The organism is Herbidospora sp. NBRC 101105, from assembly GCF_030269205.1.
Classification (GTDB): domain Bacteria; phylum Actinomycetota; class Actinomycetes; order Streptosporangiales; family Streptosporangiaceae; genus Herbidospora; species Herbidospora solisilvae.
The window spans coordinates 483,206-495,776 of record NZ_BSSX01000006.1 but is presented as its reverse complement, the minus strand read 5'-3'; the positions used below and the strand labels follow the sequence as shown (position 1 = coordinate 495,776).

The 12,571-nt window shown below is 72.6% G+C and carries 12 protein-coding genes; 3 read left to right on the top strand and 9 right to left on the bottom strand.

Annotated elements, in window-relative coordinates:
- Positions 1-49 precede the first annotated feature (49 nt).
- Positions 50-520: a winged helix-turn-helix transcriptional regulator gene (locus QSK34_RS26075; RefSeq protein ID WP_285587587.1), complete on the top strand. Its 471-nt coding sequence runs from the start codon at positions 50-52 to the stop codon at positions 518-520.
- A 3-nt stretch (positions 521-523) separates the two neighbouring features.
- On the opposite strand, the gene QSK34_RS26070 is transcribed toward QSK34_RS26075, so the two are convergent.
- On the bottom strand, positions 524-1,210 hold the full coding sequence (locus QSK34_RS26070; protein ID WP_285587585.1) for a DUF4328 domain-containing protein: 687 nt from the start codon (positions 1,208-1,210) through the stop codon (positions 524-526).
- 91 nt (positions 1,211-1,301) lie between these two features.
- Positions 1,302-1,505 (bottom strand): hypothetical protein, encoded by a 204-nt coding sequence (locus QSK34_RS26065; RefSeq protein ID WP_030455758.1) that lies wholly within the window; start codon positions 1,503-1,505, stop codon positions 1,302-1,304.
- A gap of 498 nt (positions 1,506-2,003) precedes the next feature.
- Here QSK34_RS26065 and QSK34_RS26060 point away from each other — a divergent pair, with 498 nt between their 5' ends.
- A complete protein-coding gene (locus tag QSK34_RS26060) occupies positions 2,004-2,192 on the top strand; it encodes a hypothetical protein (RefSeq protein ID WP_285587584.1) in 189 nt (62 codons plus the stop codon).
- 10 nt (positions 2,193-2,202) lie between these two features.
- On the opposite strand, the gene QSK34_RS26055 is transcribed toward QSK34_RS26060, so the two are convergent.
- A complete protein-coding gene (locus QSK34_RS26055; protein ID WP_285587582.1) occupies positions 2,203-2,814 on the bottom strand; it encodes a hypothetical protein in 612 nt (203 codons plus the stop codon).
- Positions 2,815-2,936: 122 nt separating this feature from the next.
- Between QSK34_RS26055 and QSK34_RS26050 the strand changes: the two genes are divergently transcribed.
- Positions 2,937-3,551, top strand: a complete 615-nt coding sequence (locus QSK34_RS26050) for a helix-turn-helix domain-containing protein (RefSeq protein WP_285587580.1) — start codon at positions 2,937-2,939, stop codon at positions 3,549-3,551.
- Positions 3,552-3,568: 17 nt separating this feature from the next.
- On the opposite strand, the gene QSK34_RS26045 is transcribed toward QSK34_RS26050, so the two are convergent.
- Genes QSK34_RS26045 through QSK34_RS26020 form a run of 6 tightly spaced genes read right to left on the bottom strand, consistent with a single transcriptional unit; the run spans position 3,569 to position 12,567 of the window.
- Positions 3,569-3,982 (bottom strand): nuclear transport factor 2 family protein, encoded by a 414-nt coding sequence (locus tag QSK34_RS26045; protein ID WP_202610641.1) that lies wholly within the window; start codon positions 3,980-3,982, stop codon positions 3,569-3,571.
- A complete protein-coding gene (locus QSK34_RS26040; protein WP_285587571.1) occupies positions 3,979-5,217 on the bottom strand; it encodes an amidohydrolase family protein in 1,239 nt (412 codons plus the stop codon). The genes QSK34_RS26045 and QSK34_RS26040 overlap by 4 nt, the downstream gene beginning before the upstream one ends.
- Positions 5,214-6,869, bottom strand: a complete 1,656-nt coding sequence (locus QSK34_RS26035) for a hydantoinase B/oxoprolinase family protein (protein WP_285587569.1) — start codon at positions 6,867-6,869, stop codon at positions 5,214-5,216. The genes QSK34_RS26040 and QSK34_RS26035 overlap by 4 nt, the downstream gene beginning before the upstream one ends.
- Positions 6,862-8,526, bottom strand: coding sequence for a hydantoinase B/oxoprolinase family protein (locus tag QSK34_RS26030; protein ID WP_285587567.1), 1,665 nt, complete (start codon positions 8,524-8,526; stop codon positions 6,862-6,864). The genes QSK34_RS26035 and QSK34_RS26030 overlap by 8 nt, the downstream gene beginning before the upstream one ends.
- The gene (locus QSK34_RS26025; protein ID WP_285587565.1) at positions 8,526-10,568 is read right to left on the bottom strand and encodes a hydantoinase/oxoprolinase family protein; all 2,043 of its coding nucleotides are present in this window, start codon (positions 10,566-10,568) and stop codon (positions 8,526-8,528) included. Before QSK34_RS26025 ends, QSK34_RS26030 begins: the two co-directional genes overlap by 1 nt.
- A complete protein-coding gene (locus tag QSK34_RS26020) occupies positions 10,561-12,567 on the bottom strand; it encodes a dipeptide ABC transporter ATP-binding protein (RefSeq protein WP_285587563.1) in 2,007 nt (668 codons plus the stop codon). Before QSK34_RS26020 ends, QSK34_RS26025 begins: the two co-directional genes overlap by 8 nt.
- Between the last annotated feature and the right edge of the window lie 4 nt (positions 12,568-12,571).

Below are 12,571 nucleotides of genomic sequence, written 5' to 3'. Positions count from 1 at the left end.
ATTTTGCAACTACTATCGGGAGGGCAAAACGCCTGTCAAGGAGGGAATCGTGGATTCACGGTCGGGCTGTCCGGTCAACGCCGCCGTCGAGGTGCTCGGAGACCGGTGGTCGTTGCTGGTGCTGCGCGACGTCGTCTTCGGCGATCGGCGCCACTTCCGCGCGCTGCTCACCGAGTCGGCCGAGGGCATCGCCTCGAACATCCTCGCCGACCGCCTCGTGCGGCTCGTCGAGGCCGGGCTCCTCACGCGGGGCACCGCCGCGCGGGGCCAGCGTGCCCGCTACAGCCTGACCGAAGCCGGCATCCGGACCCTTCCGATCATCTGCGCCCTGGGCGACTGGGGCCTCGACTGGCGTCCGGGCGGCGGCGAACCGCGGGCCCGGCAACAATTCATCCGCGATCAGGGCCCGGCGTTCGTCGAGGAGCTCATGGACGAGCTGCGGGTCCGGCATCTCGGCGCCCCGCCGAAGGCCCACGACGGTCCGGGCCCGTTCGAACGTCTCGCCGCCGCCCAGGGGTGAGTCCTACACGTCGGCGGGCGCCTCGGCCGGCAGGGCCGCGCCCGCCTCCTGGAGTGCGCTGATCCGGCGCACGATCACGACGGCCAGCACGCCGCACACCACCACCAGCGGATACGTCGCCACGTCGAGCAGCGAACCCACGCGGATCGCCATCGCGTTCTCCTCGTCGGAGTACGCCACCCGCGCGGAGGCGTTGCCGAGGAAGACCGTCACCAGCCAGAGGATCCACCAGATCATCATCAGCACGCCGGGCCGCTTCCCCCGGGGGTCGGAGGCCCGCCAGATGTCGTCCACGATCTGCTTGGGGAACCAGAACGACACGATCGGCACGAACCAGCCGAAGAACAACCAGGGCGTGGCGCGCCGCTGCGGGAGCGTGGACATCTGCTCGGCGTTGTCCCGCACGCGGTAGAGCCAGACCACGAACATGATGCCCGCCAGCACGAACGTCGCGTTCACGCCGAGGTCGGCGAGCATGACCAGGAGCTCGTTGTCGGCGATCGCCTCGAAGTCGATGTCCTCCAGATCGGACAGGTCGTCGAGGGCGACGTCGAACGCGGCGTCGATCAGGGTGATGCGCTGGTAGTGCGCGACCGCGGCCAGCGTCTCGGCCAGCAGGTGGGCGACGAGGAACACGACGGTCGCCTTGGCCAGGCCGCGGACCGGCCAGAGTTGTGTTGAGGGGTACATGTGCACCTTCGGAGGGGACGAAGATCCACAAAATACCGTGCCGGCGTGGCCGGGGCCACGCATCGCCGATGCGCGGCCCGACTCGTCCGGGTTACGCGTAGAGGAACCAGTAGCCGTGCTGGGGCACGCACTGGTAGGACGTCCACCAGCCCTCGGTGATGCCGAGGTTGCCCACCCGGTGGCAGTCCCAGTCGTAGTAGTAGACGTTGCGGAGAGTGGCCGCCTGCGCGGGCGCGGCGCCCACGGACAGCACGAAGCCGAATGCGAGCAGTGCGGAGACCATGAGTTTGCGCATGGCGCGAGAGTCGCACCCGCGCGTGCCCCCGGCCAGCGTGGCGGATCTCGGGTTCACGATGACCTGGACCGGGCGGCCGTCCGGTGTGAAAGATTCAGCCTGCCGGCCTCACCCGGACTGGAGACGTGATGCGAACCCTGACCTGCCTGGCACTGCTCGCGACCGTCGTGGCCTGCGGGCGGCAACCGGCCGTCGCGCGCCCGACGGCCACGCCGGCCCCGTCGCCGCGGATCACCGAGGAGACCGACCGGTTCCAGGACGAACTGACACTCGCCGACGGCCGCCGGGTGGCGATGCAGTACAAGGCCGGCCGGGGACTCTTCGAGCAGCACTACGACCCGGGCGCCGGGACGTGGTCCCATCCGCGCCTGATCTACGGCACGAAGACCGACCCCTGCCAGAGCATCAGACTCCAGGCCAAGGGCGGCACGGTCACGGCCATCGCGAACTTCGGCCGCTACTGCGCGGACGGCGAGCCGCCCACCGAGTCGATCGCCGGTGGCCGTGGGGAACCTCGACGCGTGGGACCACCACCTGACCAGGAAGTTCGACGGCTGGGCGCGGGCCACCGTCACCGACGACGGCCGGAAGGTCACCTTCGTCCGCAACGCCACCCACGTCCGGGCGAAGCTCGTCTGGACCTCGGCCGACGGCTTCTCCGACGCCGTCTTCACCTACCCGAAGTGATCGCCAGCGGTCAGCGCTTGAGGTCCTTCTCGTCGATCACCTGGTCGGCCCGGGGCGCCGCGACGGAGACCTTGGCGCCCCAGTTGTAGAGACGGGTGTCGGAGACGTGGTCGACGATGCCGCCGCCCGGGACGGGCATCCGCATCGTGACGCGGAGGCGGGTGACCAGACCCTCCTTGCTGAGGGAGAACGCGTAGGTGATCTTGGAGATCTGCCCGCTCTCGCTCTTGCCGCCGGGGCCGTACTGCTTGCGGAACACCGGTGACAGCGCGGCCATCTTCGCGCTCGTGGTGGACCCCTTCACCACGCCCCCGCGGACCGAGTCGGCTCTCGCGATCAGGGCCTTGACCGTGCTGGGCTCGAACACGCTGATGATGATGCCCTCGGGCTCGGCGGGGATCGGCCGCTTGCGCACCCAGGACTTGCCCTCCGGCAGCCCCTCACCCGCCCAGCGGCCCTGCATGTACGCCGCCTTCGGCAACGAGATCACCCTGCCGGGGGCCTCCAGGCTCTTCCGCATCTCGCGCTCGTCCTTCTTCGAGTCGTCGAAGAAGCCCTTGTCGTAGCGCACCTTCTTGGTGAGGTCCGACGCGACCGCCCCCTTCGCGCCGAACTGGATCACGCCGATCTCCTGGGTGACGCTCCCGTGCCCGCCCTTGCCAGATCACGGCATGATCACGTGCACCACGCCCCGCAAGTGTTCGATACCATCGAACAAATCCGCGTGAGCCATGGGGAGATCAGGTGGCCAGGAACGACCGGCGTGCCGGCGACGGCGACAACCAGCAGGTGCTGGTCGGCGCCCGGGTGCGGCAGTTCCGCACCGAGCGGGGGCTGACCCTGCGCGGGCTGTCGGCCCAGTCGGGGCTCTCGATCGGGTTCCTGTCCCAGGTCGAGCGGGGTGTCTCGTCGATCGGGCTGACCGCGCTCAACAGTCTCGCCAAGGCGCTCGACCGGCCGGTGCCGGAGTTCTTCAGCGCCGACGAGCCCGAGCCGCGCTCCGAGCCGGCCGCCGCGCCCCTCCACTTCACCCTGACCCGCCGCGACGACGGCGCGACGCAGTACGTCTCAGGCCAGACCACCTACCGCATGCTCTCCGACCGGGGGCCTGACCTGGTGCTGGAGCCGATGCTGGTGCACATCGCGCCGGGCGGGAGGCGGGAGGAGTCCTACGGCCACCGGGGCGAGGAGTTCGCCTACGTCGTGCACGGCGAGCTGCTCTACGAGGTCGACGGGGTGGAACACCGGCTGCTGCCGGGCGACAGCGTGCACCTGCGGTCGAGTGTGCCGCACCGGCTCTACAACGACACCGACGAAGTGACCACGGTGGTGTCCGTGGTCACTCCCCGGTTGTTCTGACGCGGCTCTGTTCACTCCTACGTAACATCGCGGACGAGCTCCGCGTGATGGTGCACGATCGCCCAGCCCGTCGCCGAGCGGCGCAGCACGTCGGTGACCCGGGTGTGCTCCGGCTCGCCGCCCGGCGCGACCGCGACGAGCACGTAACGCGCAACGGCGGTGTCGCCCCACACGTCCACGCGCATCTCGCGGGCGCTCAGCGAGTCGAGCGACGGGCGGGCCCCGGCGGCGTCGCGCCGGGCGCGGTAGGCGTCGAGTTCGGCGCGGGTGCGCAGCGGGCCCGGCAGGTGGGTCTCCCAGGTGGTCACCTCGGGGTGGAGGTGGCTGTCGAACCGGGTGCGGTCGCCCGCGAGGAAGGCGTCGTACATGTCGTCGATGGCGGCCGCCACGTCGGCGGCGGCGGTGCCGCGCGTGAGGTCGAAGGCGGTCACAGGGCGGCCCGGCCGTTCCGGTCGTCGCGCACGACCCGGCCGCCCGACATCACCCAGCGCACGCCCCGGAACGCCGAGGCCGACTCCAGCGGGTCGGCGTCCATAGCGATGAGGTCGGCGTACTTGCCGGGCTCGACGGTGCCGAGGTCGGCCTCCGCGCCGAGCCAGCGGATCGGGCCGAGGGTGCCGGCGTAGAGGGCGCGGGCGGGGCCGAGGCCGGCGTCCGCCATGTGCTCCAGTTCGCGGACGGTGGCGTTGGTGCCCTCGAAGTCCCAGAACGGGGGCATGTCGCTGCCGAGCAGCACCTCCACGCCCGCCTCCAGCGCGAGGGCGTAACTCTCCAGGTGGCGGGGGCCCGCGCCCAGCGAGCGCCGCTGCATCCACTCGGGCACGCCGAGTTCGTCGAAGAACGCCTTGCAGCGGGTGACCAGCAGGGTCGGCACCAGCGCGGTGCCCCGGGCGGCCATCGCGGCGACCACCTCGGCGGTCAGCTGGTAGCCGTGCTCGACGCAGTCGAGACCCAGTCCGACGGCCTCGGCGATGACCGGGGCGGGGCCCGCATGGGCGGTGACCTTGCGGCCCCAGGCGTGCGCGGTCTCGATGACGGCGGTCAGCTCGTCGGTGAAGAGCTGACGGGTGTCGATGTCCTCGTGTTCGCCCGCGATGCCGCCGGAGATCATCACCTTGATCAGGTCGGCGCCGGCCTTGACCTGGCTGCGCACCCCCTGGCGGAAGCCGTCGGCGCCGTCGCACTCCAGGGTGTCGGTGCCCTCGTGGCCGTGGCCGCCGGTGGAGACCAGCGCGCGGCCCGCCGTGAAGACGCGCGGGCCGGTCGTGCGGCCGGAGGCGATGGCGCGGCGCAGCGCGAAGTCGGCGTGGTCCTTCTCGGCGACGCAGCGCACGGTGGTGACCCCGCAGAGCAGGGTGCGGCGGGCGCCGTCGGCCATGTAGAAGGCCAGGTCGTGCGGGCTGAGGCCCTTGACGGTGTCGCCGCCCTGGCCGGGCAGCGACAGGGACAGGTGGGTGTGCATGTTGGCCAGACCGGGCGTCAGGAACGCGCCGGCCAGGTCGACGCGCCGGTGGTCTCGCCCGGCCTCGGCCAGGACGTCGCGGGCGGGGCCGACGGCGGCGATGCGGTCGCCGCGCACCCACACCGCCGCGTCGCGCAAGGGGGCGACGCCGTCGAGGACGCGGGCGTCGACCACCGTGCAGCCGGTCAGCACGGTCGAGTTCATGAAGGGTTCTTCCTTTCGTACAGGTCTAGGGCCGCCTCGGCGGAGACGTAGCCCTCGGCGAGGTCGTCGCGGACGGCCGCCGGGTCGCGGTCGCGGGGGTCGCCGTGGCCGCCGCCTCCGGCCGTGAGCAGGGTGACGCGGTCGCCGGGCGCGACGGCGGTGCGGCGGGTGCTGACCCGGTGTTCGCGGTCGGTGCCGGGGAAGACGATCACCTGGGTGGGGTCGGGTTCGTGGCCGCCGTCGAGGGCCCAGGGGCGGGAGCGGGTCTTCTTGACGACCGACAGGAACTCACCTTCGGTGACGAAGCGGATGTCCCGCCGCAGGCCGGGGCCGCCGCGATGCCTGCCCGCGCCGCCCGAGTCGGTGCGGATCTCCAGCCGCTCGACGAACATCCCGGTCCTGGCCTCCAGCACCTCGATCGGGGTGGTGCGGGCCTGGGTCTGGGCCAGGTGGTTGGCCGGGCCGATGCCGTCGTGGTGCGGGGTGCCGCCCCAGCCGACCGGCTCGTTGTTGCTGACCGCGAACAACTTCCCGGTGTCGGGGTGGACGCCGACCATCATGAAGCCCGGCACGTCGCCTCCGGACGAGGCGGGCAGCCGGTCGGGCATGCCCTGCGCGAGCGCCTTGTAGATGAGTTCGAGCGCCACCGTGCCGGTCCACTGGGTGAAGGTCGCCGCCGGGTAGACCGCGTGGAAGAGCGTGCCGGGCTCGGCCCGGACGGTCAGGGCGGTGAAGTGCCCGGCGTTGGCGGCCTCGCCGGGCGTGGTGATCGCCTTGAACGCGACCCGCGCGGTCGCGATGGTCGCCCCGAGGGGCAGGTTCACCGGCCCGGCCACGGCGGGTGAGGAACCGGCGAAGTCGACGACGCAGCTCCCGTCGGCGACGGTGACGGTGACCCGCATCCGCACGGGGTCGTCGGTGACGCCGTCGTCGTCGAGCCAGTCCTCGGCCGTCCACGACCCCTGCGGCAGCGCCGCCAGGGCGTCGGCGGTGGACGCCTCGGCCACCGCGATCACGGTGTCGATCACCTCGGCGACGGTGTCGCGGCCGTACCGCCTGTTCAGTTCGACCAGGCGGCGTTCGCCCGTGCGCAGGGCGGCGATCTGGGCGTGCAGGTCGCCGAGCACCTCGTCGGGCATGCGCGAGTTGAAGCGGATCAGCTCGTGGATCGCGTGCACCGGCTCGCCCCGGGAGACGACCTTCGTGCCGGGGAAGATGACGCCTTCCTGGTGCATGTCGGTCGAGTCGAGCACGTACCCGGGGTCCTTCGCGCCCAGGTCCATCCAGTGGGCCCGCACGCAGACGAAGCCGATCAGCTCGTCGTCGAAGACGGGGGCGAACAGGGTCGCGTCGTAGGAGTGGGCGGCGTTCCAGTACGGATAGTTCAGCAGGACCACGTCGCCCGGGTGCAGGTTCTCGCGGCCGACGTACTCCACGCCCTTGCGGATGGAGTAGTCGTTGGCGCCCAGGAACCGGCTCAGGCCGGTCGACTCGGCGACCAGGCGCAGCCGGGGGTCGTAGACCGAGATGCCGAAGTCGTGCACCTCGTAGACGACCGGGTTGAACGAGGTGCGCACCAGCGTGGCCCGCATCTCCTCGGCCACCGAGACCAGGTGGCTGCGCACGACCTCGACGGTGGTGCCGTCAGTCATCGACGTCCACTCCGTAGAGGTCGCGGGCCGCCTGCGGGGAGACGTAGCCCTCGGCGACGTCGTCGCGGACGGCCGCCGGGTCGCGGTCGCGGGGGTCGCCGTGGCCGCCGCCGCCCGCGGTGAGCAGGGTGACGCGGTCGCCCGGCGCGACGGCGGTGCGGCGGGTGCTGACCCGCTCCTCCCGGTCGGTGCCCGGGAACACGATCACCTGGTTGGCCTCGGGCTCGTGGCCGCCGTCGAGGGCCCACGGGCGGGACCGGGTCTTCTTGATCACCGACAGGAACTCACCCCCGGTGACGAACCGGATGTCGCGCCGCAGGCCCGCGCCGCCCCGGTGCCGTCCCGCGCCGCCGGAGTCGGTGCGGATCTCGACGCGCTCGAAGAACATGCCGGTCTTGGCCTCCAGCACCTCGATCGGGGTGGTGCGGCCGGTACTGCCGGAGACGTGGGTGGCGGCGTGCATGCCGTCGTGGTGCGGGGTCGCGCCCCAGCCGACCGGGTCGTTGTTGCTGACCGCGAACAACTTGCCGGTGTCGGGGTGGACGCCGACCATCATGAAGCCCGGCACGTCGCCGCCCGACGAGGCGGGCAGCCGGTCGGGCATGCCCTGGGCCAGCGCCTTGAGGATCAGCTCCACGGCGACGATGCCGGTCCAGAGGGTGAAGGTGGGCTGCGGGTAGACGGCGTGGAACAGCGTGCCCGGCTCGGCCTTCACCACCAGCGGCGCGACGGTGCCCTCGTTGGAGGGCTGGTCGGCCGAGGTGAGCGACTTGAGCACGACCTTGCAGATCGCCTCGGTCGCGCCGTAGGGCATGTTGATCGGCCCGGCCGTCGCCGGGGCGGAACCGGCGAAGTCGACGGTGAACACGCCGTCGGCGATCGTGACCGTGACCTGCATCTTCACCGGGTCGTCGGTGATGCCGTCGTCGTCGACCCAGTCGACCGCCGTCCACGAGCCCTGCGGCAGCGCGGCCAGCGCCGCGCGGGTGCGCGCCTCGCCATCGGCGATGATGCGCTCGACGGCGGCCTCGACGGTGGGGCGGCCGAACTTGGCGAGGATCTCCAGGAGGCGGCGCTCCCCCGTGCGCAGGGCGGCGATCTGGGCGTGCAGGTCGCCGAGCACCTCGTCGGGCATGCGCGAGTTGAACCGGATCAGCTCGTGGATCTCCCTGACGGGCTCGCCCCGGGAGACGACCTTCGTGCCGGGGAAGATGAGGCCTTCCTGGTGCATGTCGGTCGAGTCGAGCACGTAGCCGGGGTCCTTCGCCCCCAGGTCCATCCAGTGCGCCCGCACGCACAGGAAGCCCACCAGGTCGGCGCCCTCGAAGACCGGCGCGAACAGGGTCGCGTCGTAGGCGTGGGCGGAGTTCCAGTACGGATAGTTCATCAGCACCACGTCGCCGGGGTGCAGGTTCTCGCGGCCGACGTACTCCACGCCCTTGCGCAGGGCGAAGTCGTTGGCCCCGAGGAAGAAGGTCAGGCCGGTGGCCTCGGCGATCAGGCGCATCCCGGCGTCGTACATCGACATGCCGAAGTCGTGCACCTCGTAGATGACGGGGTTGAACGAGGTGCGCACCAGCGTGGCGCGCATCTCCTCGGCCGCCGACAGCAGGTAGCTGCGCACGACCTCCACGGTCGCGCCGTCGAGCTCGGTCATCACGCCTCCTCGTCGAGGGTCACCAGCAGGTGGCCGAATTCGTCGACCTCGACGCGCTGGCCGCTGGGCACCACGGTGGTGGAGGTGCCCTCGTCGACCAGGGCGGGACCGGCGAAGGCGTCGCCGGGGGCGAGGTCGTCCCGGTCGTAGACCACGAAGTCGGTCAGCGCGCGCACGCCGAAGTCGTAGGCCCGGCGACGCCGGGGCGCGAGGTCCTTCTCGCGGCGGGGCGGGCGCGCCAGTTCCGGCCGGTCGGCCCGGCCGATGCCGCGCACGCGCAGGTTGAGGATCTGGAGCGGGTTGCCCATGGCGTGGCCGTAGCGGGCGCGGTGCAGCTCCTCGAAGGTGACCCGGACGGTCTCGGCGTCGAGGTCGCGGCCGACCGGGACGGTCAGCGTGTGCTCCTGGCCCAGGTAGCGCAGTTCGAGCTGCCGCTCCAGGACCGCCAGGTCCGCGGGCACGCCCTGCGCCTTCAGCGAGGCCACCGCCTCGGCCTCCACCTCGGCGAACCGTTCGTCCAGGCCGGCGAGGTCGATGTCGTCGAGGGTCGCCATGACGGTCCGGGAGAAGTCGCCGACGATGTCGGCCGACAACATGCCCCAGGCCGAGAAGCCCGAGGGCGCGAACGGCACGACCACCTCGCGGATGCCCATCTCCCGGGCCAGCAGCGGGGCCAGCAGCGGCCCGGCCCCGCCGAAGGCGAGCAGCGAGAACACCCGGGGGTCGTGGCCGCGCTCCACCGTGATCTGCCGGACCGCGCCGACCGTCTTGGCCAGCAGCACGTCGAACACCCCGGCCGCGGCCGACTCCACCGGCAGCCCGAGCGGCCCGGCGATCTGCTCCTCCAGCGCGGCGCGGGCGGCCTCGGCGTGCAGGCCCATCTCGCCGCCGAGGAACCGGTCGGGGTCGACGTAGCCGAGGACGACGGCGGCGTCGGTGACCGTGGGGCGGGCGCCGCCCCGGCCGTAGGAGACCGGGCCCGGGTCGGCCCCGGCGCTCTCCGGGCCGACCTTGAGCAGGCCCCGGTCCAGCCAGGCGATCGAGCCGCCGCCCGCGCCGATGGTGCGGATGTCGTACGTCGGGATGAGCAGCGGGAAGTGTTCGAGCTGGGCCTCGTAGGCGGCCACCGCCGAGCCGCGCTCGATGACGCAGGCGTCCAGCGAGGTGCCGCCGATGTCGAAGGTGAGCAGGTGGTCGCGCTTGAGGGCGTCGGCCAGGTAGGCCGCGCCGACGATGCCCCCGGCCGGGCCGGACAACACCGTGTGGGTGGGCGAGGTCTTGGCCACCGAGGAGGTCATCGAGCCGCCGCCCGAGCGCATGATCAGGAACCGGCCGCCGAAGCCGCGCGCCGCCAGCCCGGCCTCCAGCTCGTCGACGTAGCTCTCGAAGATGGGCCGGATGTAGGCCTCCAGCACGGTCGTGCTGGTGCGTTCGTACTCGCGGTACTCGCGCACGATGTCGGTCGACAGCGACAAGCTGACCTGCGGATACGCCTCACGGATGATCGCCGCCGCCTCCCGCTCGTGGGCGGGGTTGAGGTAGGAGTGCAGGAAGCAGACGGCGATGCCGTGCACGCCGTGCTCCTCGACGAGGGTGCGGGCCGCCGCGCGCACGCTGTCGGGGTCGAGCTCCTCCACCACGCGGCCCCGATAGTCGAGCCGCCCCCTGACGCCCGCCGTGTGGCGGCGGCGGACCAGGCTCTCGGGGCGTTCGTACTGGAAGTCGTACATGTGGTCGGGCGGCACGTTGCCCCGGCCGATGAGGAAGACGTCGCGGAAGCCCTCGTTGGTGATGATGCCGGTCGGCCCGCCCCGGCGCTCCAGCACGGCGTTCAGGCCGAGGGTGGTGCCGTGGATGAACAGCTCCACCCGGGACAGGTCGGTGCCCAGCGCCTCGATCGCGTTGAGCACGCCCTCCCACGGCCGGGCCGGCGTCGTGGAGGCCTTGCGGAACCGGACCCGGTTGGTGCGCGAGTCCAGCTCCATCGCGTCGACGAAGGTGCCCCCGATGTCGACGGCCAGCCGGATGGTGCGTTCAGACACGGATGTCACTACCTTTCAGCAGATCGGGGATCTCGGGCACCCGCCGGCAGGCCGCCCCGGTGTTCCCGTAGGGCCGGAGCTCCTGCTCCTCGGTACGGCAGCGGTCCTCCGCGAACGGGCAGCGCGCGGCCAGCGGGCACCCCGGGCCGGCGGCCTCGGTGTCGTCCAGGTCCTCGGTCAGCGTGACCTTCGGGCCGGAGAAGCCGTCGCCGAGGCTGGGCGCGCTCGACAACAACGCCCGGGTGTAGGGGTGGCGGGGGTTGCCGAAGACCTCCTCGACCGGGCCCTCCTCGACGATCCGGCCGAGGTAGAGCACGATCACCCGGTCGGCGAAGCCGCGCACGGTGGCCAGGTCGTGCGAGATGAAGACCGAACCCCGGCCGGGGTCGCGCACCACGTCGGCGATCACTTCGAGGATCTGCGCCTGCACGGTGACGTCGAGCGCCGAGGTGGGCTCGTCGAAAACCAGCACGTCGGGTTCGCCGGCGAGCGCGCGGGCGATGCAGACCCGCTGCGCCTGCCCGCCGGACAGTTCGTGGGGGTGGCGGGCCAGCATCGAGCGGTCGAGCTTCAGCCGGTCGGCCAGGGCCTCGACCCGCTCGGCCCGCCGCGCCGCGGAGAGGCCGAGGGCCCGGAGCGGTTCGGCGATGGCGTCGGCGACGGTGCGGCGCGGGCTGAGCGAGCCGATCGGGTCCTGGAACACCATCTGGACGCGGGTGCGCAGCCGGCGCAGCTCACGTCCGCGCAGGGCGGACATGCGCGAACCGGCCACCCGCACGTCGCCGCGCGCCGCCGGCACCAGGCCGAGCAGCAGCTTGGCGAGGGTGCTCTTGCCGCAGCCGCTCTCCCCCACCACGCCGAGCGTCTCGCCCGCCGCCACCCGCAGGCTGACCCCGCGCAGCGCGGCGTGGCCGCCCGTGCCGAACCGGCTGCGGTAGACCACGTGGGCGTCGTCGACCTCCAGCACCGGCTCCGCCGCCGCGCCGCCCCGTCCGGAGGCCTCGGCGGCCGGTTCGTCGCGGGCGAGCTCGTCGGTTCGGGGGTGGAAGCAGGCCAGCGTCCAGTCGCCGGTCGCGCCGGGCACCCGGGAGACGGGCGGGCGCTCCGACGTGCACACGGCGGTGGCGTGCGCGCAGCGCGGCGCGAACGGGCAGTCGCGCGGGGCTGACTTGAGCAGGGGCATCGCGCCGGGCGTGGCGACGACCGCGCGGCCGTCGACGTCGGGGACCGACCGCAACAACGCCCGCGTGTACGGGTGGGCGGGCCGCCCCAGCACCCGCGCGGCCGGGCCGCTCTCCACCACGGTGCCCGCGTAGAGCACCACGACGCGGTCGCACACGCCGGCGATCGAGGCGAGGTCGTGCGAGATGAGCAGCACGCCCCGGCCGTCGGTGTCGGCGGCGAGCCGGAACCGGCGCAGGATCTCCCTGGTCAGCGTCACGTCGAGGCCGGTGGTCGGCTCGTCGGCGATGAGCAGGCCGGGGGCGCAGCCGGTGGCCAGCGAGATCATCACCCGCTGCGCCATGCCGCCCGACAACTCGTGCGGGTAGGCGTCCAGCCGGCGCCGGGGCGAGCGGATGCCGACGGCCGCGAACTGCTCCTCGGCGGCCTTCCTGGCCTCCGCCCCGGTGAGCCGCTGGTGGGTGGTCAGCCGGTCGGTGAGCTGGCGGCCCACGGTCCTGGTCGGGCTCAGCGCGCCGCGCGGGTTCTGGAAGCAGATGGCCGCGCCGTGCCCCCGATGGCGGCGCAGCGCGTCGTCGTCCATGCGCAGCACGTCGTCGCCCTCGAAGCGGACCGCGCCACCGGCGAGGGACCCGCCGGGGAGCAGCCCGACGATCGAGCGGGCGACCATGCTCTTTCCGCCGCCGCTCTCCCCCACCAGGCCGACCACCTCGCCGCGGCCGACCCGCAGCGTGACGCCGCTGAGCGCGGCCACCTCGCGGCCGGGACGCCGGATGACGACCGACAGGTCCTCGATCGAGAGCAGGTCGGGGTCCACGGGG

Bases quoted from the DNA above. Each gene is read 5' to 3' on its own strand.
- QSK34_RS26040 (WP_285587571.1), bottom strand. From the start codon at position 5,217: ATGAACTCGACCGTGCTGACCGGCTGCACGGTGGTCGACGCCCGCGTC.
- QSK34_RS26065 (WP_030455758.1), bottom strand. From the start codon at position 1,505: ATGCGCAAACTCATGGTCTCCGCACTGCTCGCATTCGGCTTCGTGCTG.
- QSK34_RS26070 (WP_285587585.1), bottom strand. From the start codon at position 1,210: ATGTACCCCTCAACACAACTCTGGCCGGTCCGCGGCCTGGCCAAGGCG.
- QSK34_RS26030 (WP_285587567.1), bottom strand. From the start codon at position 8,526: ATGACCGAGCTCGACGGCGCGACCGTGGAGGTCGTGCGCAGCTACCTG.
- QSK34_RS26035 (WP_285587569.1), bottom strand. From the start codon at position 6,869: ATGACTGACGGCACCACCGTCGAGGTCGTGCGCAGCCACCTGGTCTCG.